Here is a 24,170-nt window from a genome sequence, read left to right as displayed (position 1 = left end):
CCCGCAAGCAGGTCGAGCGCGCCCTGGCAGTCCATGATCGCAGCTTCGACGCGCTCGGCGAGGCTAAGCACCTCCTTGCCCGCCTCCGTCAGCAGCATGCCGTCGCCGGTCCGCTGCAGCAGCGGCAGGCCGGCGAGATCCTGAAGCTGGCGCAGCTGCTGGGTCACGGCCGGCTGCGTCAGGCCGAGCTGGGTCGAGGCGGCCGTGACGCTGCCCTTGGCCGCGAGCGCTGCGAGCGAGCGAAGCTGTCGGATCGTGAGATGCCGGAGCTGTGCCGCCGTGTGGGCATTATAAGATAATTCTTTGGCGCTCATTATGAATAGAAATTTTCCTTATTAAGCCTCCCCTGTCAATCTCATCGTTGTTGGCACCGACCTCCAGCGAGGAGGGACTGGATACGGCACCAGCAAAGGGGATGGACGCAGATGACCGGGCAACTCAGGCTGGACGACCACCTTCAGCGGTATTCTGAGACGGCGCCGCGTGCGCTGGCGGTAGCGGCCGCGGTCGACGCCATCGCGGCGGCCGCGATCGAGATCGCCGATCTCATCGCCACCGGAGACCTCGCCGACGCATCGGGCCTGACCACCGGCCGCAACAGCGACGGTGATGTCCAGCGCGATCTCGACGTGCAGGCGGATGCGATCCTGCGCCGCTGTCTCGGCAAGCTGCCGATCGCGGCGCTGGCGTCGGAGGAGATGCGCGAACCCCAGATCGGCGACCGCAAGGCCAAGATCTGCGTCGCGATCGATCCGCTCGACGGCTCCTCCAACATCGACATCAACATGACCGTGGGCACGATCTTCTCGATCCTGCCGGCGCCTGACGATCTCGCGCTCGCCTTCCATCAGCGCGGCTCGGCGCAACTCGCGGCGGGGTTCGTCACCTACGGCCCGCAGACCTCGCTGGTGCTGACGCTTGGCGAGGGCGTCGACGTCTTCACACTTGACCGCAAGTCCGGTTGCTTCCGTCTCGCCCGCAGCGCCGTGCAGATCTCGGAGACGTGCGAGGAGTTCGCGATCAACGCCTCGAACCGCCGGCATTGGGAACAGCCGGTGCGTGCCTTCGTCGACGAATGCCTGGCCGGTGTGGAAGGGCAGGCCAACCATAATTTCAACATGCGTTGGGTCGGCTCGCTGGTTGCCGAGGCCTATCGCATCCTCACGCGCGGCGGCGTGTTCCTCTATCCGTCCGATGCACGGCCGGGCTACGGCGACGGCCGGCTGCGCCTCGTCTACGAGGCGCACCCGATGGCTTACATCGTCGAGCAGGCCGGCGGCTCGGCTTCGACCGGGCGCGAGCGCATCCTCGAGCTCTCAGCGCAGAGCCTGCATCAGCGCGTGCCGCTGATCATGGGTTCGAACAACGAGGTGCAGCGCGTCGAGGAACTGCATTGCGATCCCTTGCTGGTCGCCAGCGTCTCCGCACCGCTGTTCGCGCGTCGCGGCTTCTTCCGGCTGTAAGCGAGGGATCCCATGTCCAGAAAGCATCCGATCATCTCCATCACCGGCTCCTCCGGCGCAGGTACGACCTCGGTCAAGAAGACGTTCGAACAGATCTTCTTCCGCGAGAAGGTCAACGCCGCCTACATCGAAGGCGACGCCTTCCATCGCTACGATCGCGCGGAAATGCGCACGCAGATGGCGAAGGAAGCCGATCGCGGCAACAGGCATTTCAGCCATTTCAGCCCCGAGACCAACCTGTTCGAGGAGCTGGAGCGAGCGTTCCGCGACTATGGCGAGACCGGCACGGCGACGACGCGGCACTACGTCCACGACGCCGAAGAATCCACGCTCCATGGCGCCGCACCCGGCACCTTCACCGAATGGAAACGGCTGCCGGAGAGCTCCGACCTGCTGTTTTACGAGGGCCTGCACGGCGCGGTCGTCACCGACAAGGTCAACGTCGCGCGCTATGCCGACCTCAAGATCGGCGTCGTGCCCGTCATCAATCTCGAATGGATCCAGAAGCTGCACCGCGACCGCAGTGCGCGAGGCTATTCGACCGAGGCCGTTACCGACACCGTTCTGCGGCGGATGCCCGACTACATCCACTACATCTGCCCGCAGTTCTCCGAGACCGATATCAACTTCCAGCGGGTGCCGACGGTGGACACCTCCAATCCGTTCATCGCGCGCTGGATTCCGACGCCGGACGAATCGATGGTCGTGATCCGCTTCAAGAACCCGCGCGGCATCGACTTCCCCTATCTGCTCTCGATGCTGCCGCAAAGCTGGATGTCCCGCGCCAATTCGATCGTGTGCCCCGGCGCGAAGCTCGATCTTGCCATGCAGCTCATCCTGACGCCGCTGATCATGCAGCTGATCGAGCGCAAGCGAAACCTGAAGTGAACGAGGGGAGGATCCGATGAACATCTCCGTCCACGCCGACGCCGACCTCACGCCGGTCTCGCATAGCGATCTCGCCAACGCCGTCCGCTTCCTCGCGGTCGATGCCATCGAGACCTCGCAGTCCGGCCATCCCGGCCTGCCCATGGGCATGGCCGATGTCGCGACCGTGCTGTTCTCGCGCTTCCTGAAATTCGACTCGGCTCATCCCCATTGGCCGGACCGAGATCGATTCGTGCTGTCGGCGGGCCATGGCTCGATGCTGCTCTATGCATTGCTCCATCTCGCCGGCGGCGGTGTCAGCCTCGACGACATCAAGGCCTTCCGGCAATGGGGCTCGAAGACGCCGGGCCATCCGGAATATGGCCATACGCCGGGCGTCGAGACGACGACCGGTCCGCTGGGGCAGGGGATTGCGACCGCGATGGGCATGGCACTCGCCGAGCGCATGGCCAATGCGCGGCATGGCGACGGGCTCGTCGATCACTTCACCTATGTGATCGCCGGCGACGGCTGCCTGATGGAAGGCATCAGCCAGGAAGCGATTTCGCTCGCCGGCCATCTCGGGCTCGGCCGCCTGATCGTGCTGTTCGACGACAACGGCATTTCCATCGACGGGCCGACCTCGCTAGCGACTTCCGACGACCAGCTCGCGCGCTTCGCTGCCTCGGGCTGGTCGGTGCGCGGTGTCGACGGGCACGATCCCGAAGCGGTTGCGCAGGCGATTGCCGAGGAGCGCGAGAGCGCAAGACCGTCGCTGATCGCCTGCCGCACTATCATCGGTTATGGCGCGCCGGATCGACAGGGCACCGAGAAGGCGCATGGCGCGCCGCTCGGCACCGAGCAGACGGCGGCGGCGCGGCGAGCGCTCGGCTGGGACTACCAGCCCTTCGTGGTGCCTGTCACGATCCTGAAAGCATGGCGGATGATCGGACAACGCGGGCAGGTCGCGCGTCTCGCCTGGCTCGATCGCTATGAATGCGCGACGCCCGAGCAGCGCGATTTGTTTGTCGAGGGCAAAGCGGTTGTCCTGCCGACCGCCTATGCCCAGGCCTCGGCGAAATTGCGCGAGCGCTTTGCCACCGAGCGTCCGAAGCTCGCGACGCGGCAGGCCTCGCAACAGGTGCTCGACGGCATCGCAGGGACGATTCCCGGATTTGTCGGCGGCTCGGCGGACCTCACGCATTCGAACCTGACGCATGCCAAGGCGCAGACCCCGGTCAAGCGCGACGCGTTCGCCGGCGATTACATCCATTACGGCATCCGCGAGCATGGCATGGCGGCCGCGATGAACGGCCTCGCGCTGCACGGCGGCTTCATTCCCTATGGCGGCACCTTCCTCGCCTTCTCCGATTACAGCCGGCCGGCAATCCGTCTTGCCGCCTTGATGCGGATCCGCGTCATTCATGTGATGACCCATGACTCCATTGGTCTCGGTGAGGACGGCCCCACGCACCAACCGGTCGAGCATCTCGCAGCGCTCCGCGTCATTCCGAACCTGCTTGTGTTCCGGCCGGCCGACGCGGTTGAGACGCTGGAAGCATGGGACTGCGCGCTACAATCTGAAAATCGCCCATCCGTGCTGTGCCTGTCCCGTCAGGGGCTGCCGACCTTCCGCAGCGATGTCCGCGGTAGGAACCGCGTCGCACGAGGCGCCTATCTCATCGTTTCGCCGGACGGCGGCCGAGACGTGACGCTCGTCGCAACGGGTTCGGAGGTGTCTATTGCAATGGAAGCGGCTCGCCTGCTTGCCACCGAGCACGTCCGCGCGGCCGTGGTCTCCGCGCCCTGCTTCGCGCTGTTCGAGGAGCAGCCGGAGGATTACCGAGCCGCTGTGCTCGGCACGGCGCCACGGATCGGCATCGAGGCGGCAGTCGCCGGCGATTGGCATCGCTGGATCGGCACTGACGGCGAATTCGTCGGCATGCGCGGCTTCGGTGCCTCGGCGCCCGCACCCGTGCTCTACCGCGAATTCGGCATCACGCCGCAAAGCGTTGCGGAAGCCGCCCGGCGGGCGATGGCCGGCGCCAGCAAGCAATAGCAGGAGGATTTGTCGTGGCCCGTATCACCCTTCGTCAGCTGCTCGATCACGCCGCCAGTCACGGCTACGCGGTCCCGGCGTTCAACATCAATAACATGGAGCAGGGCATCGCGATCATGCAGGCGGCGGCCGAGGTCGATGCGCCCGTCATCATCCAGGCTTCGCGCGGCGCGCGCAGCTATGCCGGCGACCTCATGCTCTCGCACATGATCGACGCGCTGGAGCGGACCTATCCGGACATCCCGCTCTGCATGCACCAGGACCATGGCAACGACGAAGCGACCTGCGCGTCCGCGATCGCCCATGGGTTCACCTCGGTGATGATGGACGGCTCGCTTGAGGTCGACGCCAAAACCGCGGCCGATTACGACTACAACGTTGCGATCACCCGCCGCGTCGTCGATCTCGCCCATTGGGTCGGTGCCTCCGTCGAAGGCGAGCTCGGCGTGCTCGGCTCGCTCGAGCATGGCGGCGGCGAACAGGAGGATGGTCACGGCGTCGAAGGCACGGTCGGCCATGATCAGTTGCTGACGGATCCCGACCAGGCGGTCGACTTCGTCCGCGCTACCAAAGTCGATGCGCTCGCGATCGCGATGGGCACGTCGCACGGCGCCTACAAATTCAGTCGCAAGCCGGATGGCGACATTCTGGCGATGCGGGTAGTCGAGGAGATTCATCGCCGGCTGCCGAACACGCATCTCGTGATGCACGGCTCTTCCTCGGTGCCGCAGCCGCTCCAGGACATGTTCAACCAGTTCGGCGGCGAGATGCCGCAGACCTGGGGCGTGCCGGTCGAGGAAATTGTCCGTGGCATCAAGAGCGGCGTGCGCAAGGTCAATATCGACACCGACTGCCGGCTGGCGATGACCGCGGTGTTCCGCAAGGTCGCCGCGCAAACGCGATCCGAGTTCGATCCGCGAAAATTCCTCAAGCCCGCGATGGATGCGATGCGCGAGCTCTGCCGCGACCGCTTCGAACAGTTCGGCACCGCTGGCCACGCCGGCAAGATCAAGGTCATTCCCTTGAGCGAGATGGCGCGGCGCTACCGCGCCGGAGAACTCGATCCCAGCGTCGACGCCCGCGAGCCCGTCGCGGCCTAATCATTCTGAGAGAAAGAGCAGGAGAGAGCCATGAATGCACATGCAGGAACCGTCCGCGGCAAGGAAAGATATCGTTCGGGCGTGATGGAATACAAGCGCATGGGCTATTGGGAGCCTGAGTATGTGCCAAAGGACACCGATGTCATCGCGCTGTTCCGCGTCACGCCGCAAGAGGGCGTCGACCCGATCGAGGCGTCGGCCGCGGTCGCCGGTGAATCCTCGACCGCGACCTGGACGGTGGTTTGGACCGATCGCCTGACCGCCGCCGAGAAGTATCGCGCAAAATGCTACCGCGTCGATCCGGTGCCGGGCACGCCTGGCTCGTATTTCGCCTACATCGCCTATGACCTCGACCTGTTCGAGCCTGGTTCTATCGCCAACCTCTCGGCGTCGATCATCGGCAACGTGTTCGGCTTCAAGCCGCTGAAGGCGCTGCGGCTGGAGGACATGCGCTTCCCGGTCGCGTATGTGAAGACGTTCCAGGGACCGGCAACTGGCATCGTGGTCGAGCGCGAGCGACTCGACAAATTCGGCCGTCCGCTGCTCGGCGCGACCGTCAAGCCGAAGCTCGGGCTTTCGGGCCGCAATTACGGTCGCGTGGTCTACGAGGCGCTGAAGGGCGGGCTCGACTTCACCAAGGATGACGAGAACATCAACTCGCAGCCGTTCATGCACTGGCGCGACCGCTTCCTCTATTGCATGGAGGCGGTGAACCGCGCGCAGGCGGCCTCCGGCGAGGCCAAGGGCACCTACCTGAACATCACCGCGGGAACGATGGAGGACATGTACGAGCGCGCCGAGTTCGCGAAGGAGCTCGGTTCGTGCATCGTCATGATCGACCTCGTGATCGGCTACACCGCGATCCAGTCGATGGCGAAATGGGCGCGGCGCAACGACATGATCCTGCATCTGCATCGCGCCGGTCACTCGACCTACACGCGGCAGAAGAGCCACGGCGTGTCGTTCCGCGTCATCGCCAAGTGGATGCGCCTTGCCGGCGTCGACCACATCCATGCCGGCACGGTGGTCGGCAAGCTCGAAGGCGATCCAAACACCACGCGCGGCTATTACGATGTCTGCCGCGAAGACTTCAACCCGACCAAGCTCGAACACGGGCTGTTCTTCGACCAGTCCTGGGCGAGCCTGAACAAGATGATGCCGGTCGCCTCCGGCGGCATCCATGCCGGGCAGATGCATCAGCTGCTCGATCTGCTCGGCGAGGACGTCGTGCTCCAGTTCGGCGGCGGCACCATCGGCCATCCCATGGGCATCGCGGCCGGCGCGATCGCCAATCGTGTGGCGCTGGAAGCGATGATCCTCGCCCGCAACGAGGGGCGCGACTACGTCCATGAAGGTCCGGAGATCCTGGCCAGGGCGGCCGAGACCTGCACGCCGCTGAAAGCCGCGCTCGAGGTCTGGAAGGACGTGACCTTCAACTATGAATCCACCGACGCGCCGGACTTCGTGCCGACCGCGCTCGAAACCGTTTGAGGAGATTTGACATGAAGCTGACTCAAGGCTGCTTCTCGTTCCTGCCCGATCTGACCGACGATCAGATCACCAAGCAGGTGCAGTATTGCCTGACCAACGGTTGGGCCGTGAACATCGAGTTCACCGACGATCCGCATCCCCGCAACACCTATTGGGAGATGTGGGGTCTGCCGATGTTCGATCTCCAGGACGCCGCGGGCGTGATGATGGAGCTCGCCGAATGCCGCAGAGTGTATGGCGACCGTTACATCCGCCTCAGCGGCTTCGACTCCAGCCATGGCTGGGAATCGGTGCGGATCTCGTTCATCGTCAACCGCCCGCCGCAGGAAGCCGAGTTCGAGCTGGTGCGGCAGGAGGTGGGCGGACGTGCGATCCGCTACACCACCGTGCGCCGGCAACCCGCGCACCCACCAACCTAACTCATTCTCCTCCGCGCGGAGCACTCCCTGCTCCGTTTCCTTGGCGGACCACTGCTTCGCCGCTCCCCCGCGGCGAAGCCCTTTCTTCGAGGTGCCCATGCTGGATGTTCCCCACGCAATGACCACTGAGCCCGGCGAGACCAGTTTCGATCTCCGCAAGGAGGCCGAAGCGGCTGGAATTACCGGCACGCTGCAGCAGCTCGAGCAGGAGCTGATCGGTTTGAAGCCGGTGAAGAACCGGGTGCGCCAGATTGCGTCGCTCCTGCTGATCGAACGTATCCGGCAGCGTGCTGGATTGGCTTCGTCGCCGCCGACGCTGCATATGTCGTTCACCGGAAATCCCGGCACCGGCAAGACGACCGTTGCGCTCCGCATGGCAAAGATCCTGCACGGCCTCGGTTTCGTGCGGCGCGGGCAGTTGATCTCGGTGACGCGCGACGATCTCGTCGGCCAGTATATCGGCCACACCGCGCCGAAGACCAAGGAGATTTTGAAGAAGGCGATGGGCGGCGTACTGTTCATCGACGAAGCCTATTATCTGCACCGTCCCGACAACGAGCGCGACTACGGCCAGGAGGCGATCGAGATTCTGCTCCAGGTGATGGAGAACCAGCGCGAGGACCTCGTCGTGATCCTTGCCGGCTATGGCGAGCGGATGACGAGCTTCTTTGCGTCAAACCCCGGCTTCCGCTCGCGCATCGCGCATCACATCGACTTTCCGGACTATGCGGAAGCCGAGCTGCTCGTCATCGCCGAGCTGATGCTGAAGGAACGGGGTTATCGCCTCTCGGCGGCGGCGCGTGAGGCGCTCGAGAAATACATCGCGCTGCGTCGGACCCAGCCGTTCTTCTCCAATGCGCGCTCGATCCGCAACGCCGTCGACCGCATCCGCCTGCGGCAGGCCGATCGCCTGGTATCCGATCTCGATCGCGTGCTCGAAATCGCCGACCTCGAAACGATCGATCCCATCGACGTCCTGGCGAGCCGCGTCTTCAGCGGCGGTGCGGACGCGCAGAGGAGTGCGAAGCCATGACGAGAGAAATCCTCATCGCGCCGTCGATCCTGGCTGCGGATTTCGCGCGCCTCGGCGAGGAGATTGCGGCGATCGACGCGGCGGGCGCCGACTGGATTCATTGCGACGTCATGGACGGGCATTTCGTCCCGAACATCAGTTATGGCGCCGACGTCATCAAAGCGATCCGGCCGCTGACGAAGAAAATGTTCGACGTGCATCTCATGATCGCGCCGGCCGATCCCTATCTCGAAGCGTTCGCGAAGGCCGGCGCGGATGTCATCACGGTGCATGCCGAAGCCGGTCCGCATCTCGATCGCTCGCTCCAGGCCATCCGCGCGCTCGGCAAGAAAGCCGGTGTCAGCCTGTGTCCCGCCACTCCCGAAAGCGCGATCGAGTATGTGCTCGATCGTCTCGACCTCGTCCTGGTGATGACGGTCAATCCGGGCTTTGGCGGCCAGTCGTTCCTCGAGTCCCAGCTCGAGAAGATCGGGCGGATTCGAAGCATGATCGGCGACCGGCCGATCCGGCTCGAGGTTGACGGCGGCATCACGCGCGATAATGCAGCGGCCGTGACCGCTGCGGGCGCCGATACGCTTGTGGCGGGGTCCGCCGTATTTCGCGGCAGGGGCAACGCGGACTATGCCGGCAACATCGCGGCCATCCGCGCTGCTGCGGAGGCCGGCAGGGTTCCGAACCGGCAACATAGTTCGGCGCAGACGATCCGAGCCGGTGAGCCCGCGCTGATCCGGTAGACTACGGGAGACAGGCGGAGCGAGCCGGTACCCGAATGGCTGTGCCAGGGTCTGCCGCTTTCGGGCATATTGAGTCCGCGCTGATTGGAACTTTCGCCCTAACACGCGTTTGCCTAGAATCAAGCGGGTCAAGCGCGCGCGGGCGCAGCAAATCTTTTGCACAACCGCCATCGCCCTGACGCAAATAAGGCCAATAAGCTCTGTGAATGCGAGGGAGGGTCTCATGGATAACGTACGTCGCTACCGCGCGCTAGCGTCCCTCTGTCGTCAGCAGGCCGCCTACCGGCCGCTCCAGAGCTGGGAACTGCTCGGCCAGGCCGAACATTTCGAATATCTCGCCGAAGTCGAACTCAAGGCGCATTTCGACGCGTGCAATGCGCCACACGACGAGGACGGCGTCGAGGCCACGGCGTGGGAGAGACCCGCCGCGGCGTGACGGTCCAAATTGTTCGAATATGACCTGAACTTGCCGACGCCGGCACCGCTCAAGGACGCGGTTGTCAGCCCGAACGACAAGGCTTGTGACCTGCCCGACCTGGATCAGCCCTCGATTAATGCGACATCAGCGTCGGGACGGTCATGGCTTCCAGCATGGCGCGGGTGACGCCGCCGAGGAACCGCTCCTGCAAACGGGAATGGCCGTAGCCGCCCATGACCAGAAGATCGAGGCTCTCATCGGCTGCCAGCGACAGCATGGTCGGCTGAATGTCAGAGCGCGCGGCCGACAGGTTGACCGTGCGGGTCGACAGTCCGCGCCGGCCGAGATGCCTTGCCAGATTGCGCGTCGAGACTTCGTCGGGAACCGTATCTGTTTCGTTGATCGCAATGATCACGATCTCCTCGGCGCGGGCCAGGAATGGTGCGGCGTCGCGCATGGCGCGCGCTGCGAGGCGGCTGCCATCCCAGCAGATGCCGATCCGTTTCGCCTTGAACGCTCCATGGAAGGTGTAGGGCAGGAAAAGCACCGGGCCGCCCGCCTGGAACAGGATCTCGCGGGGCACATCGTTGTCGAGTGATCCCTGCGCCGGATCCGGCTGGAGCACGATGCTGAGATCGTGCAGCCGCGCCATCTCGCCGAGCAAGCCGACCGCATCCCCCGGCATCTCTCCGAGCGGGTGGCATGTGTAGGAAATGCCGGCGTTCATCGCTTCGCTCTTGAACACCGCGAGCGCCGCCTCGGCGCGCTGCACCGCGCTTTCGCGCTCCATCTCGAACACAGCCGCCACGGCAGCGCCGCCCTCCATCACGTAGGCCGCGCTGGTTGCCACATAACCCACCGCGACTGCGTCCAGATGGGCGTTGAGGCCGGCCGCGAGCGAGATCGAGCCGTCGATCGCCGGGCGCATCGGGCGCTCGGTAGGGATGTGGACGAGAATGTCTTTGTACATGACGCGCCTCCGATGGACATCATCCGGTGGCTGCAGTCTTCCACGCTGCCCGGGGCCCGCGTTGAGCTGCATCAAATGTGCAGCCCTCGTTTTTTGTCGCCGGCCCCGGCCACTTTGCCAAGATTTAATGACGTGGACGGGACGCTGTAAGGTGGCAACCCCCATGTTGGGTGCAAGGCGACTTACCCAACATGGACATATCGACATGAGCGATCACGTCAATTCCGACACCACAACGTCCCGCAAGATCCTGAGACCGCGCCGGCTCGCGCTGCTCGGCACCGTCGCCGCGCTTGGCCTGGCCGTGCTGGCGACTGCCCCCGGCTCTTCGCCGTTCAGCGCGACCTCCTTCATTGCGCCCGCCCAGGCCGCAGAGACCGCCGCGACACCGCCGGGCTTCGGCGACCTCGTCAGCAAGGTCAAACCCGCCGTCATCTCGGTGCGGGTCAGGATCGACCAGGACAACGACAAGAGCGCGATGCTGCAACAGAACCGGATGGATTCAGACGAAGCATCGCCCTTCGATCAATTCTCACGGCAATTCGGCTTCCCCGGCCCGGGTGGCATGGAGGGCATGCCGCGCCACCGCCGGCAGATGATCACGGGTGAGGGCTCGGGCTTCTTCATCTCCGCCGACGGCTATGCCGTGACCAACAACCACGTCGTCGATCACGCCGAGTCTGTGCAAGTGACGATGGACGACGGCACGACCTACAGCGCGAAAGTGGTCGGCACCGATCCGAAGACGGATCTGGCGCTGATCAAGGTCGACGGCAAGAAGGATTTTCCGTTCGTCAAATTCTCCGACCAGAAAGCGCGCATCGGCGACTGGGTGGTCGCCGTCGGCAATCCCTTCGGCCTCGGCGGCACCGTGACCGCCGGCATCGTCTCCGCCAGCGGCCGCGACATCGGCAACGGCCCCTATGACGACTTCATCCAGATCGACGCGCCGATCAACAAGGGCAATTCCGGTGGCCCGGCCTTCGACATGAACGGCAACGTGATCGGTGTGAACACCGCGATTTTCTCGCCCTCCGGCGGCTCGGTCGGCATCGGCTTCGACATTCCGGCCTCGACCGCAAAGCTTGTCGTCGCACAGTTGAAGGACAAGGGCGCGGTCACGCGCGGCTGGCTCGGCGTGCAGGTGCAGCCGGTGACGTCGGATATCGCCGACAGCCTCGGCCTCAAGGAGGCGCGCGGCGCGATCGTCGACAATCCGCAGGACGGCAGCCCGGCGGCGAAGGCGGGCATCGAGGCGGGCGACGTCATCACCGCCGTCAATGGAACCGCGATCAAGGATTCACGCGATCTCGCCCGCACCATCGCCACCCTGGCGCCGGGCACGTCCGTGAAGCTCGATGTCGTCCACAAGGGCGACAGCAAGACCGTGACAGTGGCGCTCGGCGAGTTGCCGAACGAGCGGCAGGCCAGAGCCGACGAGGGCAAGTCGCAGCCAGATGCCGGCATGCCGCCGCGTCTCGGGCTCAGCCTGGCTCCGGCCGGCGACGTGCAGGGCGCCGGCCAGAAGGGCGTCGTCGTCACTGAAGTCGATCCGCAAGGTCCGGCCGCGCAACGCGGCATCCAGACCGGCGACGTCATCCTCAACGTGGGCGGCAAGGCCGTCGCCAATATCGGCGATGTCCGTTCGGAGCTGGCGCAGGCGAAATCGTCCGGCAAGCGCAGCGTGCTGCTGCAGGTCAGAAGCGCACAGGCGACCCGGTTCGTGGCGGTGCCGCTCGCATAGGGCGAACGTCGATCGGCGCAACTCCAAAAGGCGGCCTTTGGGCCGCCTTTCCTGTTCGCCTTCAGGATTTCCGCAGATCGCCGATAACATTCTCGTTAACGGCAGGGAGGATGACCCGGTTCGTCCGAAAAAGCCGTGTTCGCTCATCACAATTGCGGATCTCGTACGGACTCGGCGGCAATGACGCTGCCGACGATTGCAGGCGTGGAACTTCGAACTTGCCGCCGCTGAGCCGGCCGGCAATTCGTATTTGATCGGTGCCGACATGGATCGATTGAAGCTCTCGCTGAGGACTGCGCTGCTCGTGGCGCCATTCGTGCTGTGGGGTGGAAACGCTCTCGGGCGTGACGATGGCCGCTACGCGGACTCACCTCTCAAGCCGTGGTTCGACGGCCTGCGCAGCCATCTCGGTCCGTGCTGCTCGGATGCGGATGGGTTTGCCGTCGCCGATCCCGACTGGGACTCGCACAATGGACATTATCGCGTGCGGCTCGACGGCGAATGGGTCGAGGTGCCGGACGAAGCCGTGATCACCGAGCCGAACCGGGCCGGCCGCACCATGGTGTGGCCGGTGAAGACCGCGTTCGGCGTTTCGATCCGCTGCTTCATGCCGGGCAGCATGATCTGACGGAGGTCAGCGCGACCGTTTGGAGGATTTGCGCTTCGACGTCTTCTTCGACGTCTTCTTGGTTTTCCTGGATGTCTTCTTGGACGTTTTCTTTGACGTCTTCTTGGACGTCTTCCGCTTCGCGGCTTTCTTCGGGACCTTCTTGCCCTTCTTGCGCGCTTTCGACAGGCCGATCGCGATCGCCTGCTTGCGGCTCTTCACGCGTCCGCCTCGACCGCCCGGTCCGCTTTTCGCGGTACCCTTCTTGTAGCGCTTCATCTCGCTTTCGACATCGCTGCCGGAGCTGCGCGAGTAGCGGCGCTTCTTTGCCTTGCGTGCCATGCATGTTCTCCCTTGGCAGGGGAAAACCATCCGGGACAGGCATGGTTCCGAAGCGCGCAAGCAACGTCGGGGATACGCGAGCTGGCCTAGAACGAATCCGCCAGCTCGATCTCGGCTTCCAGCACCTGAATGCGCCGCGCTGCCTCGCTGGAGGACAGATCCCGCGCATATTGCGCGGGTTGATACGCCTCTTCGCTCAGCCGTTTCAGCCGGAGGCCCTGCGCGCGCGTCATCTGCTCGGTGAGGAAAGCCTTGGCGGTGAGGGAAGTCTTGTCGGTTAGGAAAGCCTTGGCGTCGTATTTACCTTGAACCTGCATGTCGCTTCTCCCTTCTGAAATCGTGACTTGACTATATGTTCTTATTTTGTTCTAACAAGCCATGGACAACAGAATTAATGAAATTCGACGTAAAATCAGCGCCTTGAGGCTGGAAATGGCCGATATTGAGGTGTCCGTCCGCGAACTCGTCGAGCGCGATCGCGACTGCACAGAGAAGGCCCTGGCGCAGATGGATCTGCGCCAGAAAATCAATCTGCTGATCGGCGAATGGAAGGCTGCAGGTGGCGGCGATGTCCTGCCGAATGTCCGCGATAGGATGCGCCTTCGTTCCGCGAAGACATCAGGTAGTCCTCTGCGCGTGATCGCGCGCCGCTGAGAGCTTTGGGAGCGCACGGTGGAGGAAGACCCGGATGCGTACCGGATTCTAAAGCTGCGCGCCGAGATTCTCGAACTGCGCTCTGCCATCCGGCAGCTGCAACGCGAGGGGCTCGACGACGCCGCCGCCCAGCTCTTGATCGCGCGCAAGCGTGCACGACTCGATCATCTGGTGAAGGCAGATCCTGCAGCGCGCCTTAACGTCACCTGAGGCCCGACGCAGCTAACCGAGTTCGTCACGTCAAGGCAGGTAGATCAGGGCACCTTCGGCGCGCCGGCCCAGCAATAGAACGCCCGAGATCAAGCGGCCGAGGCCGGCCGGCAGATATTAGAACGAGCCACCCATGGCGATCAGCCACGCGCCTCTGATCGCGATGATGATGCCGCAGATGAGCATGATTGCGCCGAGCAGCGGCGCCGCCCGGCGCGAGAGCAATGACCGGACGTTCGTCATTCGCCACCTCGATGGATTGAATGCGGTTCAACCGATCTTTTCGGCGAACCTTCCTGTGGCCGACATAAACTGCCGCACATCCGCGTGAGGCCGGCAATCGCGCGGAACGGAAGCCGGCTCGACCGATTGACCGGGCTCCTCTCACATCAACGGAGTGTTCCATGGAGCTTCAGGGTAAGACGATCGCGATCTTGGCCACGCACGGCTTTGAACAATCGGAACTGGAAGTGCCGCGCGACCGCTTGAAACAGGCAGGCGCGACGGTCCATGTGGTCTCGCTTGCACCCGGCGAGATCAAGGGCTGGGACATGAAGGATTGGGGTCGGCCCGTGAAGGTCGACAAGACGCTCGATCAGGTATCGAGCAGCGACTACGATGCGATCGTTCTGCCGGGTGGGCAGATTAATCCTGACCTCCTACGGGTCGAGCCGAAAGCTTTGAGCTTCGTCAAGGACATCTTCAACGCGAAGAAGGTCGTTGCGGCAGTCTGCCATGCGCCTTGGCTCCTGATTGAGACAGGCATCGCCAGGGGCCGCAAGATGACCTCATACAAATCGATCAAGACCGATGTCATCAATGCCGGCGCGGCATGGGAAGACTCGCAGGTGGTTGCTGACCAGGGCGTCATCACCTCGCGCAACCCCGGCGATCTCGAAGCCTTCAGCGCCAAAATCATCGAAGAAGTGAAGGAAGGCCGGCACCTTCAACGCAGCGCAGCGTGAAGTCAGCGACTCCCGGACGGAAAAGCCCCGCGTTGTTCGCGGGGCTTTTGTCTGCCATGTCGGCGTAGATTACTTGGTGTTGCTCATGCCGCCTTTGTTGTTCGTCATGGTGCCGCCCTGGTCGGAGCCGGGACCGGAGCCGCCCTGACCGGAGGGATCAGGCCCCTTGGAGGACTTGGTGTTGGCGCCCGTAGTCTGCGACGATGACATCGAGGATCCGTGTTTTGCCTTGTGCGACTTGGCCTGCACGGCGAACGGCGCGGCGGCGAGGCCGGTTGCCAACATCACCGCAAGAGCGAGCTTGGTGGTCTTCATGTGCGGGAACTCCCTGAGTTGAATTGACGCAGGCAGCCAACCGTCATTCGTCGCGGGAGTTCCGAACAAGGGAGTTCCGGCAAATCACCAATACTTCAAGATTGCTGGTCGTTCTCTGCGAGGATGAATACGACGCCGGTGAGTGTCGCGCCGATCGCGAACGTCGTCACCAATGTGAGGGCGAAAACGACCACGGCCTGCCTTCCGCCGTGACTCAGCAAATTGGCGACGCCTGGATTGGACAGCACGAGCAAGAGGCTGAAAGCGAGCCCGAGGGCTGCGCCCATCATCGCGTGCGTCATCAGCTTGATGAGCCCGCTCGGAGAGATCAGGTCCGACTTTTTCGCGCGCATGGAACTTTATTCCGATTTCGCAAGCAACGCCTGCGATACGCGCCGGTTCCATCCGCATGAAGGAATCGTTATCGCCCGCTTCATCCGACGTTCATGCCAAGCCTGCAAGAATGACCACGCAACACGGGAACATTCGATATGGGTAAGGTGGTCTTTCTCTATCGCTCTCTGGCTTATCGTAACGCCGCGGCGGACATCCTCCGCAAGGCGCGCAAGCTGCCCCGCGGCGCGGAGCGAAGCGCGGCGCGGCGCTATGCCAAGGCGCTGCGTGATCTCGCCCAAACGGAAGCCTGGCTCGAGGGACGGGTCGCGCGCGAACCGCAAACGATCGAGCGCAGGAAGAGTGCGGCCTCCGGTTAACCGGACGCGCGCTGCAATTCGGCGGAGCCGGCGGCTTCGAAGTTGCCGGGCGCGGTTGTCGCGGCACTCTTGCCGACCAACGGCACCTCGAGCCGGCACAACAGGCCCTCGGCGCGCCAATCGAATCGCGCCTGGCCGCCGAGCTGGGACTCGACGCTCGCAAGCAGGCTCCGCGTACCAAAGCCGCGGGATTTCGGCGTCTTGACAAGCGGTCCGCCGGATTCCTCCCACGTCAGGGTGAGCAGTTCGTCCTCGACCTGCCAGCCGATTGCGAGCCGTCCCGTCCGCGTCGAGAGCGCGCCATACTTCGCCGAGTTGGTGAAAAGTTCATGCAGCGCCAGCGCCAGCGTCTGGGCGGTCGCCGGCAGCAACTGAACTTCGGACCCCGCCAATTTGATCTGGCCGCCGAGGGAATAGGGCGCAAGCTCCTCGTCGATCAGCTTCGAGAGTTCGGCGCCCTGCCAGCTCGATAGCGACAGGATCGTATGCACGCGCGCCAGTGCATTGATGCGTCCCTCGACGGCGCTGACATAGGCTTTCACCTCGTCGGCGCGGGTGAGGCGCACGATCGATTGCGCCAGCGCCAGGGCATTCTTGGCCCGATGATCGACTTCCCGCGCCAGGAGAGTCTGCCGTTCCTCGGCGCGCTTGCGTTCGGTGATGTCCACCGTCACGCCGCTGACGCGCATGACCCGACCGCTATCGTCGACCGTGGCGGCGGCCGTGCCGACACACCAGCGCACATCGCCGTCGGGCCGCACGATGCGGAACTCCGTTTCATAGGAGCGTGTGCCCTTGTTGAATTCGGCGATCGCCTTGCGCAACTGATCGACGTCATCCGGATGCAACAGCGCCTGAACGTTGGCCGGGTTCACCTCGAAGCTCTCCGGGCCAACGCCGAAGATGCGGTATTGCCCCTCGTCCCACATCCAGTCGCCCGTGATCCAGTCCCAGTCCCAGGAGCCCATCTTGCCGGCGGCGATCGCCATGCTGCGCCGCTCTTCGCTCTCGCGGAGCTTTGCGGTGGAATTCTCCAGCTCGGCGGTGCGTGCACGCACACGGTCCTCGAGATCCTGGTTCAGCCGTTCGAATTCGCGCGTCTTGCGATAGAGTTCTGCAAACACCTTGACCTTGGCGCGCAGCACCTCCGGCACGACCGGTACGGGGACGTAGTCGACGGCGCCCATCTCGTAGCCGCGCAGGCGGTCGATGTCGCTGACTTGAATGGCCGAGATGAAGATCATCGCGGTCTTCTGGAAGCGCGGGTGCTCGCGGATCATCGCGGCGAGCTCGAAGCCGTCGAGCTCGGGCATGCAGACGTCGACCAGGATCACCGCGATCTCGGTCTTGAGCAGCACCTCCAGGGCCTCGCGACCGGACGAGGCGATCACGAGGTTCTGGCCGAGATCCTTCAGGATCACCTCATAGGCGAGCAGCTTGGCCGGCTGGTCGTCGACGAGGAGGATGTTGACCTTTTCGTGGTCCATACGGGCATCCAACTCAGCGGTGCAGCCACATGCGGATTGCAAGCAGCAATTGATCGGTGTTGACGGGTTTGGCGAGGTAGTCCGACGCGCCGGCCTCGAGGCATTTCTCGCGGTCGCCCTTCATGGCCTTGGCCGTCAACGCGATGATCGGGAGACGGGCGAAGGTCGGATTTTCACGAATGACGCCGATCGTCTGATACCCATCCATCTGCGGCATCATAATGTCCATCAGCACGATGGCGATCTCCGGGTTGGATTCGACCAGGGTCACCGCCTCGTTCCCGGTCGTGGCCGTCAGCACCTTCATGCCGCGCCGCTCCAGCACGCTCGACAGCGCGAAGATGTTGCGGGCGTCGTCGTCGACGAGCAGGGCGGTCTTGCCGATCAGGTCCTCGTCGGAACTGTTCAGCTTCTCGAGCATGCGCTGTTTCTCGACCGGCAATTCCGTGATCACGCGGTGCAGGAACAGCGCGGTCTCGTCAAGCAGGCGCTCCGGCGATTCCACGCCCTTGACCACGATGCTCCGCGCCATGGTGTGGAGTTCCGCATCTTCCTCGGCCGACAGCTCGCGGCCGGTGAAGACGACGACCGGAACATTCGATAGCGCGTCATCGTTCCGGATCTGGTCCAGCACCTCGAAGCCGGTCATGTCGGGCAGGCGCAGGTCGAGCACGACGCAATCACAGGGGTTCTCACGCAGCATCGAGAGCGCGTCGGCACCGGTGCCGGTCGCCACGATCTCGATGTCGTCGTGGTGCAGGAGCTCACGGATCGAGAGTTGCTCGGCCTCGTTGTCCTCGACGATCAGCAGCCGCTTGCGCCGTGGCCGCGCATATTCCTTGATCTGCGTCAGCGCGGCCGAGACACCCTCGGTCGTCGTCGGCTTGTTGACGAAGGAGAAGGCGCCGCGCGCCAGCGCATGCTGGCGGTCCTCGTCGAGCGTGATGATCTGCACGGGGATGTGGCGGGTCAGCGGATTGTGCTTGAGCTGGCTCAGCACAGTCCAGCCGAGCATATCCGGCAGGAATACGTCGAGCGAGACGGCCCTCGGCTGGTACTGCTTTGCAAGTTCCAGCGCCTCTGCGCCGCGGGCGGCGACCAGCACCTTGAATCCCTTGTCGCGCGCGAGGTCGACCAGCACGCGCGCATAGTGCGGGTCGTCCTCGACGATCAGGAGGATGCTGTCGCCGGGTTCGAGGTTGAGCCGGTCGTCGGGAAGCTGCTCGATGACGCGCTGCGGTTCGGCTGTAGCGGGCTGCAGCGCCGGCGGCTGGCTCTGTTGGGGCGCCGCGCGGGGCGCGAGCGTCGGGCCGGAATATTTCAGCGGCAGGTAAAGCGTGAAGCACGACCCCTTGCCCGGCAAGCTGCGCAGGTGGATCTCGCCGCCGAGCAGGCTTGCGAGCTCACGGCTGATCGCAAGGCCGAGGCCGGTGCCGCCATATTTGCGGCTGGTGCCGGCATCCGCTTGCTGGAACGCCTCGAAGATCAGCTTCTGCTTCTCCAGGGGAATGCCGATGCCGGTGTCGGACACTTCGAATGCGATCACGGCCGGCGCCGAGTTCAGCACGGGATGATCCGTGCCCCAGCCGCCGACTGCGGCGGCCACCTTAAGGCGCACTTCGCCCTCGGCGGTGAACTTGAAGGCGTTGGAGAGCAGGTTCTTCAAAACCTGCTGCAGGCGCTTGGAGTCGGTGACGAGGCTGCGCGCGAGATTCGGATCGACGTCGATCTTGAACGACAAATTGCGGTTCTCCGCCTCGTGACGGAACGGCCGCCCGACCGTCTCGAGCAGGTTCGCGGTCAGGATTTCCTCGGCGTCGACCGTCACCGTACCGGACTCGATCTTGGAGAGATCGAGAATGTCGCTGATGAGATTGAGCAGGTCGGTGCCGGCGCCATGGATGGTGCGGGCGAATTCGACCTGCTTGCCGGTAAGATTGCCGTCCGGGTTGTCGGTGAGCTGCTGGCCGAGGATCAGGATCGAGTTCAGCGGCGTGCGCAGCTCGTGGCTCATATTGGCCAGGAATTCGGACTTGTACTTCGAGGTCAGCGCGAGCTCGGTTGCCTTTTCCTCCAGTGCGCGGCGGGCCTGCTCGATCTCCTGGTTCTTGCGCTCGACTTCGACGTTGCGCTCGGCGAGCTGCTGCGCCTTCTGTTCGAGCTGGTCGTTGGTCTGCTGCAGTTCGCGCTGCTGGGTCTGGAGCTCGCCGGCGAGCTGCTGCGACTGCTTGAGCAGGCCTTCGGTCTGCATCGTCGCCTCGATCGAGTTGAGCACGATGCCGATCGAGTCCGTGAGCTGCTCCAGGAAGGTCATCTGCGAGGTCGTGAAGGAGGTGAGCGAGGCAAGCTCGATGACCGCTTTGACCTGTCCTTCGAACAGCACCGGCAGCACCACGAGGTTCTTCGGCGCGACGCGAAGCAGCGCCGAATTGATCGGCACCACGTCGGCCGGAATGTCCGCAATCACGCGTGGGCGCCGGTCGAGCGCGCATTGGCCAATCAGGCCGTCGCCGAATGGCAGCACGCGCGGATACGGATAGACTCCGTCACCGGCATAGGAGGCAAGCAGCAGGAGCCGCGGACTGTCTTCGTTCTCGACCTGATAGATCACGCCGGTATGGGCGTTCACCAGCGGCGACAATTCGGTCAACAGCAGGCGACCAACGGTGGTGAGGTCGCGCTGGCCCTGAAGCATGTTGGTGAATTTTGCCAGATTGGTCTTCAGCCAGTCCTGTTCGGTGTTCACGTCCGTCGTAAGACGGAGGTTCGTGATCATCGTGTTGATGTTGTCTTTCAGCTCCGCGACCTCGCCGCGGGCGTCGACCTGGATCGACCGCGTCAGGTCGCCCTTGGTCACGGCGGTCGCCACTTCCGCGATCGCGCGCACCTGCGAGGTGAGGTTGGCCGCCAGGAGATTGACGTTGCCGGTGAGATCTTTCCAGGTGCCGGCGGCGCCGGGCACGTCGGCCTGACCGCCGAGCCGGCCCTCGACGCCGACCTCGCGCGCCACCGACGTCACCTGGTCGGCGAAGGTCGCGAGCGTCTCGGTCATGTTGTTGATGGTGTCGGCGAGCGCCGCGACCTCGCCCTTTGATTTCACGGTGAGGTTCTGCTTGAGGTCGCCGTTGGCGACCGCGGTCACAACCTTGACGATGCCGCGGACCTGCTCGGTCAGGTTCGCCGCCATGAAGTTGACGGTGTCGGTGAGATCCTTCCAGGTGCCGGCGACGCCGGGCACCTGGGCCTGGCCGCCGAGTTCGCCTTCGGTGCCGACCTCGCGCGCGACGCGCGTGACTTCGCCGGCGAACGCATTGAGCTGGTCCACCATGGTGTTGATGGTGTTTTTGAGCTCGAGGATTTCGCCCTTCACGTCGACGGTGATCTTGCGCGACAGGTCGCCGCGCGCGACGGCGGTGGTGACTTCGGCGATGTTGCGGACCTGGGTGGTGAGGTTCGCGGCAAGCAGGTTGACGTTGTCGGTGAGGTCCTTCCAGGTGCCGCCGACGCCGGGCACGACGGCCTGGCCGCCGAGCCGGCCCTCGGTGCCGACCTCGCGTGCGACGCGCGTCACTTCCGCGGCGAAGGATCGGAGCTGCTCGACCATGGTGTTCAAGGTGTCCTTGAGCAGCAGAATTTCGCCACGCACGTCCACCGTGATCTTCTTCGACAGGTCGCCGCCGGCGATCGCGGTCGCGACCTCGGCGATGTTGCGGACCTGCGCCGTCAGGTTCGAGGCCATGAAGTTGACGTTGTCGGTGAGATCCTTCCAGGTGCCGGCCACGCCGGGGACCTCGGCCTGGCCGCCGAGCTTGCCTTCGGTGCCGACCTCGCGCGCGACGCGCGTCACTTCACCGGCGAAGCCGTTGAGCTGGTCCACCATGGTGTTGATGGTATTCTTCAGCTCCAAAATCTCGCCACGGACGTCGACGGTGATCTTGCGCGAGAGGTCGCCGCGCGCCACGGCGGTGGTGACTTCGGCGATGTTGCGGACCTGGGCGGTGAGGTTGCCCGCCATCGAGTTGACGCTGTCGGTGAGGTCCTTCCAGGTGCCGGCCACGCCGGGCACGTTGGCCTGGCCGCCGAGGCGGCCTTCGGTGCCGACCTCGCGCGCCACGCGCGTCACCTCGCCCGCGAAGCGGTTGAGCTGGTCGACCATCGTGTTCAGCGTGTCCTTGAGCTGAAGGATCTCGCCGCGCACGTCGACGGTAATCTTGCGGGACAGATCGCCACCGGCGATCGCGGTCGCGACTTCGGCGATGTTGCGGACCTGGGCGGTGAGGTTGCCCGCCATCGAGTTGACGCTGTCGGTGAGGTCTTTCCACGTGCCGGCGACGCCGGGCACCTCGGCCTGGCCGCCGAGCTTGCCTTCGGTGCCGACTTCGCGCGCAACGCGCGTGACTTCGCCGGCGAAGGCGTTGAGCTGGTCCACCATGGTGTTGAGCGTTTCCTTCAGCTGAAGGATTTCGCCTGACACGTTGACGGTGATCTTCTTCGACAAATCGCCCTTGGCGACCGCGGTCGCGACCTCGGCGATGTTGCGGACCTGGCCGGTCAGGTTCGAGGCCATCGAGTTGACGCTGTCGGTGAGATCCTTCCAGGTGCCGGCGACGCCGCGCACCTGGGCCTGGCCGCCGAGCTTGCCTTCGGTGCCGACCTCGCGGGCGACGCGCGTGACTTCGCCGGCAAAGGCGTTGAGCTGGTCCACCATGGTGTTGATGGTGTCTTTCAGCTCCAGGATTTCGCCGCGGACATCGACGGTGATCTTTTTCGACAGATCGCCGCCGGCGACCGCGGTCGTCACCTCCGCGATGTTACGGACCTGCGCGGTGAGGTTCGAGGCCATCGAGTTGACGCTCTCGGTCAAGTCCTTCCAGGTGCCGGCGACGCCGAGCACGTTGGCCTGGCCGCCGAGCCGGCCCTCGGTGCCGACCTCGCGCGCGACGCGCGTGACCTCGCCGGCAAAGGCGTTGAGCTGATCGACCATGGTGTTGAGCGTTTCCTTCAATTGAAGGATTTCGCCTGACACGTTGACGGTGATCTTCTTCGAGAGGTCGCCGCTCGCGATGGCGGTGGCAACATCGGCGATGTTGCGGACCTGCGCGGTGAGGTTCGACGCCATGAAGTTGACGTTGTCGGTGAGGTCCTTCCAGGTACCGGCGACGCCCGGCACCTGGGCCTGGCCGCCGAGCTTGCCTTCGGTGCCGACCTCGCGCGCCACGCGCGTCACTTCCGAGGCGAACGAGTTGAGCTGGTCCACCATGGTGTTGATGGTGTCCTTCAGCTCCAGGATTTCGCCGCGCACGTCCACCGTGATCTTGCGCGACAGGTCGCCGCGCGCCACGGCGGTGGTGACGTTGGCGATGTTGCGCACCTGTGCGGTGAGATTGCCGCACATCGCGTTGACGCTGTCGGTGAGATCCTTCCAGGTTCCGGCGACGCCGGGCACGATGGCCTGGCCGCCAAGCTTGCCGTCGGTGCCGACCTCGCGCGCCACGCGCGTCACTTCCGAGGCAAAGGAGCGGAGCTGGTCCACCATCGTGTTGATGGCTTCCTTGAGCTGAAGGATCTCGCCGCGGACGTCGACCGTGATCTTCTTCGAGAGGTCGCCGTTCGCAACCGCGATCGTCACCTCGGCGATGTTGCGAACCTGGTTGGTCAGGTTGTTCGCCATCGAGTTGACGCTCTCGGTCAGATCCTTCCAGACGCCGGTCACCTCAGGCACCTGGGCTTGGCCGCCGAGCTTGCCTTCGGTGCCGACCTCGCGCGCCACGCGCGTCACCTCGGAGGTGAACACGCCGAGCTGCTTGATCATGGTGTTGACGATGGTCGCCGACTGCAGGAATTCGCCGCGCAGGGGACGTCCATCGACGTCGAGCTTGACGGTCTGGAGCAGGTCGCCCTGTGCCACGGCCGCGACCGCGCGCGTCACCTCGCGCGTCGGCCACAGCAAATCGTCGATCAGCGTGTTGACCGAGCCTTCCATGTCGGCCCAGGAGCCGGAGGCCAGGCCGAACTTCACGCGCTGCCGCGTCTTGCCCTCGCGGCCCACGACCTGGCCGACCAGCTCGAGCTGCTGCGCCATGCGCTGATTGGCGGCGATGATGTCGTTGAAAGTGTCGGCGAGCTTGCCGTCGATGCCGAGATAGTCGCCGCTCATGCGCACGGAGAAATCGCCGTTGCGCATGGCCTGCAGGGCGAGCAGCAATTCTGCCCGGGAATCCGGCTCCGACATGCCGTTGGTCTTTGGCTTTGGAACGCGACGACCGGAGCGTGATGCAGATCCGGGATCGAGGTCGCTCATACTGATTCCCCCGCAGGCGTCGGCCGATTCCAAGGCGAGACGCGGTTTATCAAAATAGAGCGTCAGCCAAATTCGAAATCAAGCGCCAACGTCACGGCGCCCGGAAGTGGAACCTGCTTTGCTCAGCCCGATTAGCATAAGTGCGTCCATTCAGAATGGTTCCATCGGGTTCCAATGTTTTTCTGGCCTGTTTTCAGCAACTTGTTTTTACGGACTTGATCCCTTTGGGAACGGAGCCCCGGGCCTGCCGTTAGCCCGCAAATACAGGGAGAGCCCAC

24 protein-coding genes are annotated in these 24,170 nt (G+C 64.2%); 16 read left to right on the top strand and 8 right to left on the bottom strand.

Annotation, left to right across the window (positions count from 1 at the left end):
- Positions 1–314 (bottom strand): LysR family transcriptional regulator (locus tag AC0L2F_RS05905; protein ID WP_473247797.1); only part of this gene is annotated, 314 nt, incomplete at its 3' end.
- A gap of 111 nt (positions 315–425) precedes the next feature.
- Between AC0L2F_RS05905 and AC0L2F_RS05900 the strand changes: the two genes are divergently transcribed.
- The 9 genes from AC0L2F_RS05900 (at position 426) to AC0L2F_RS05860 (ending at position 9,602) form a co-directional block, all read left to right on the top strand.
- Positions 426–1,463, top strand: a complete 1,038-nt coding sequence (locus tag AC0L2F_RS05900) for a class 1 fructose-bisphosphatase (protein ID WP_473247796.1) — start codon at positions 426–428, stop codon at positions 1,461–1,463.
- Positions 1,464–1,475: 12 nt separating this feature from the next.
- A complete protein-coding gene (locus tag AC0L2F_RS05895) occupies positions 1,476–2,351 on the top strand; it encodes a phosphoribulokinase (protein ID WP_473247795.1) in 876 nt (291 codons plus the stop codon).
- Between the two features lie 16 nt (positions 2,352–2,367).
- Complete coding sequence (tkt, locus tag AC0L2F_RS05890) at positions 2,368–4,389, top strand: transketolase (protein WP_473247794.1); 2,022 nt, start codon at positions 2,368–2,370, stop codon at positions 4,387–4,389.
- 14 nt (positions 4,390–4,403) lie between these two features.
- Positions 4,404–5,489, top strand: a complete 1,086-nt coding sequence (gene fba, locus AC0L2F_RS05885) for a class II fructose-bisphosphate aldolase (protein WP_473247793.1) — start codon at positions 4,404–4,406, stop codon at positions 5,487–5,489.
- Positions 5,490–5,519: 30 nt separating this feature from the next.
- The gene (locus tag AC0L2F_RS05880) at positions 5,520–6,980 is read left to right on the top strand and encodes a form I ribulose bisphosphate carboxylase large subunit (RefSeq protein WP_473247792.1); all 1,461 of its coding nucleotides are present in this window, start codon (positions 5,520–5,522) and stop codon (positions 6,978–6,980) included.
- A gap of 11 nt (positions 6,981–6,991) precedes the next feature.
- The gene (locus AC0L2F_RS05875; protein WP_473247791.1) at positions 6,992–7,399 is read left to right on the top strand and encodes a ribulose bisphosphate carboxylase small subunit; all 408 of its coding nucleotides are present in this window, start codon (positions 6,992–6,994) and stop codon (positions 7,397–7,399) included.
- A gap of 97 nt (positions 7,400–7,496) precedes the next feature.
- Entirely contained in the window at positions 7,497–8,432 is a 936-nt protein-coding gene (gene cbbX, locus AC0L2F_RS05870; RefSeq protein WP_473247790.1) for a CbbX protein, read from the top strand.
- Complete coding sequence (gene rpe / locus AC0L2F_RS05865) at positions 8,429–9,166, top strand: ribulose-phosphate 3-epimerase (protein WP_473247789.1); 738 nt, start codon at positions 8,429–8,431, stop codon at positions 9,164–9,166. Before cbbX ends, rpe begins: the two co-directional genes overlap by 4 nt.
- Positions 9,167–9,389: 223 nt before the next feature.
- On the top strand, positions 9,390–9,602 hold the full coding sequence (locus AC0L2F_RS05860; protein ID WP_063993392.1) for a hypothetical protein: 213 nt from the start codon (positions 9,390–9,392) through the stop codon (positions 9,600–9,602).
- Positions 9,603–9,717: 115 nt separating this feature from the next.
- Here the strand turns inward: AC0L2F_RS05860 and AC0L2F_RS05855 are convergent, their stop codons facing one another.
- Positions 9,718–10,554: a universal stress protein gene (locus tag AC0L2F_RS05855; RefSeq protein ID WP_473247788.1), complete on the bottom strand. Its 837-nt coding sequence runs from the start codon at positions 10,552–10,554 to the stop codon at positions 9,718–9,720.
- 205 nt (positions 10,555–10,759) lie between these two features.
- On the opposite strand from AC0L2F_RS05855, the gene AC0L2F_RS05850 reads away from it, so the two are divergent.
- Together AC0L2F_RS05850 and AC0L2F_RS05845 are read left to right on the top strand one after the other, a co-directional pair.
- Positions 10,760–12,298 carry a Do family serine endopeptidase gene (locus AC0L2F_RS05850; RefSeq protein WP_473247787.1) on the top strand — a complete coding sequence of 513 codons (1,539 nt, stop codon included), beginning with the start codon at positions 10,760–10,762 and terminating at the stop codon, positions 12,296–12,298.
- 265 nt (positions 12,299–12,563) lie between these two features.
- A complete protein-coding gene (locus tag AC0L2F_RS05845; protein WP_007607279.1) occupies positions 12,564–12,926 on the top strand; it encodes a hypothetical protein in 363 nt (120 codons plus the stop codon).
- Positions 12,927–12,932: 6 nt separating this feature from the next.
- Here AC0L2F_RS05845 and AC0L2F_RS05840 read toward each other — a convergent pair whose 3' ends face one another.
- Together AC0L2F_RS05840 and AC0L2F_RS05835 are read right to left on the bottom strand one after the other, a co-directional pair.
- A complete protein-coding gene (locus AC0L2F_RS05840) occupies positions 12,933–13,247 on the bottom strand; it encodes a DUF6496 domain-containing protein (protein ID WP_007607281.1) in 315 nt (104 codons plus the stop codon).
- An 86-nt stretch (positions 13,248–13,333) separates the two neighbouring features.
- On the bottom strand, positions 13,334–13,564 hold the full coding sequence (locus tag AC0L2F_RS05835) for a DUF3072 domain-containing protein (protein WP_473247786.1): 231 nt from the start codon (positions 13,562–13,564) through the stop codon (positions 13,334–13,336).
- Between the two features lie 115 nt (positions 13,565–13,679).
- Here AC0L2F_RS05835 and AC0L2F_RS05830 point away from each other — a divergent pair, with 115 nt between their 5' ends.
- From AC0L2F_RS05830 to AC0L2F_RS05815, 4 genes are all read left to right on the top strand, one after another.
- The gene (locus AC0L2F_RS05830) at positions 13,680–13,901 is read left to right on the top strand and encodes a hypothetical protein (protein ID WP_473247809.1); all 222 of its coding nucleotides are present in this window, start codon (positions 13,680–13,682) and stop codon (positions 13,899–13,901) included.
- Positions 13,902–13,919: 18 nt separating this feature from the next.
- Positions 13,920–14,111 (top strand): hypothetical protein, encoded by a 192-nt coding sequence (locus AC0L2F_RS05825; protein WP_473247785.1) that lies wholly within the window; start codon positions 13,920–13,922, stop codon positions 14,109–14,111.
- A 133-nt stretch (positions 14,112–14,244) separates the two neighbouring features.
- Positions 14,245–14,442: a hypothetical protein gene (locus AC0L2F_RS05820; RefSeq protein WP_473247784.1), complete on the top strand. Its 198-nt coding sequence runs from the start codon at positions 14,245–14,247 to the stop codon at positions 14,440–14,442.
- Between the two features lie 73 nt (positions 14,443–14,515).
- Complete coding sequence (locus tag AC0L2F_RS05815; RefSeq protein WP_007607285.1) at positions 14,516–15,076, top strand: type 1 glutamine amidotransferase domain-containing protein; 561 nt, start codon at positions 14,516–14,518, stop codon at positions 15,074–15,076.
- 69 nt (positions 15,077–15,145) lie between these two features.
- Here AC0L2F_RS05815 and AC0L2F_RS05810 read toward each other — a convergent pair whose 3' ends face one another.
- The gene (locus AC0L2F_RS05810) at positions 15,146–15,391 is read right to left on the bottom strand and encodes a hypothetical protein (RefSeq protein WP_007607286.1); all 246 of its coding nucleotides are present in this window, start codon (positions 15,389–15,391) and stop codon (positions 15,146–15,148) included.
- Between the two features lie 95 nt (positions 15,392–15,486).
- Positions 15,487–15,744: a hypothetical protein gene (locus tag AC0L2F_RS05805; protein WP_473247783.1), complete on the bottom strand. Its 258-nt coding sequence runs from the start codon at positions 15,742–15,744 to the stop codon at positions 15,487–15,489.
- Positions 15,745–15,882: 138 nt separating this feature from the next.
- On the opposite strand from AC0L2F_RS05805, the gene AC0L2F_RS05800 reads away from it, so the two are divergent.
- Positions 15,883–16,104 carry a hypothetical protein gene (locus AC0L2F_RS05800; protein WP_007607293.1) on the top strand — a complete coding sequence of 74 codons (222 nt, stop codon included), beginning with the start codon at positions 15,883–15,885 and terminating at the stop codon, positions 16,102–16,104.
- On the opposite strand, the gene AC0L2F_RS05795 is transcribed toward AC0L2F_RS05800, so the two are convergent.
- Positions 16,101–17,591, bottom strand: coding sequence for an HWE histidine kinase domain-containing protein (locus AC0L2F_RS05795; RefSeq protein WP_473247782.1), 1,491 nt, complete (start codon positions 17,589–17,591; stop codon positions 16,101–16,103). The two genes, AC0L2F_RS05800 and AC0L2F_RS05795, sit on opposite strands and share 4 nt — an antisense overlap.
- Before the next feature lie 13 nt (positions 17,592–17,604).
- Positions 17,605–23,892 carry a HAMP domain-containing protein gene (locus AC0L2F_RS05790; protein WP_063993386.1) on the bottom strand — a complete coding sequence of 2,096 codons (6,288 nt, stop codon included), beginning with the start codon at positions 23,890–23,892 and terminating at the stop codon, positions 17,605–17,607.
- Between the last annotated feature and the right edge of the window lie 278 nt (positions 23,893–24,170).

The organism is Bradyrhizobium sp. Ken64, assembly GCF_055807555.1.
Note: the sequence above shows the minus strand (reverse complement) of the source record. Positions and strands in the feature narration are given on the sequence as shown.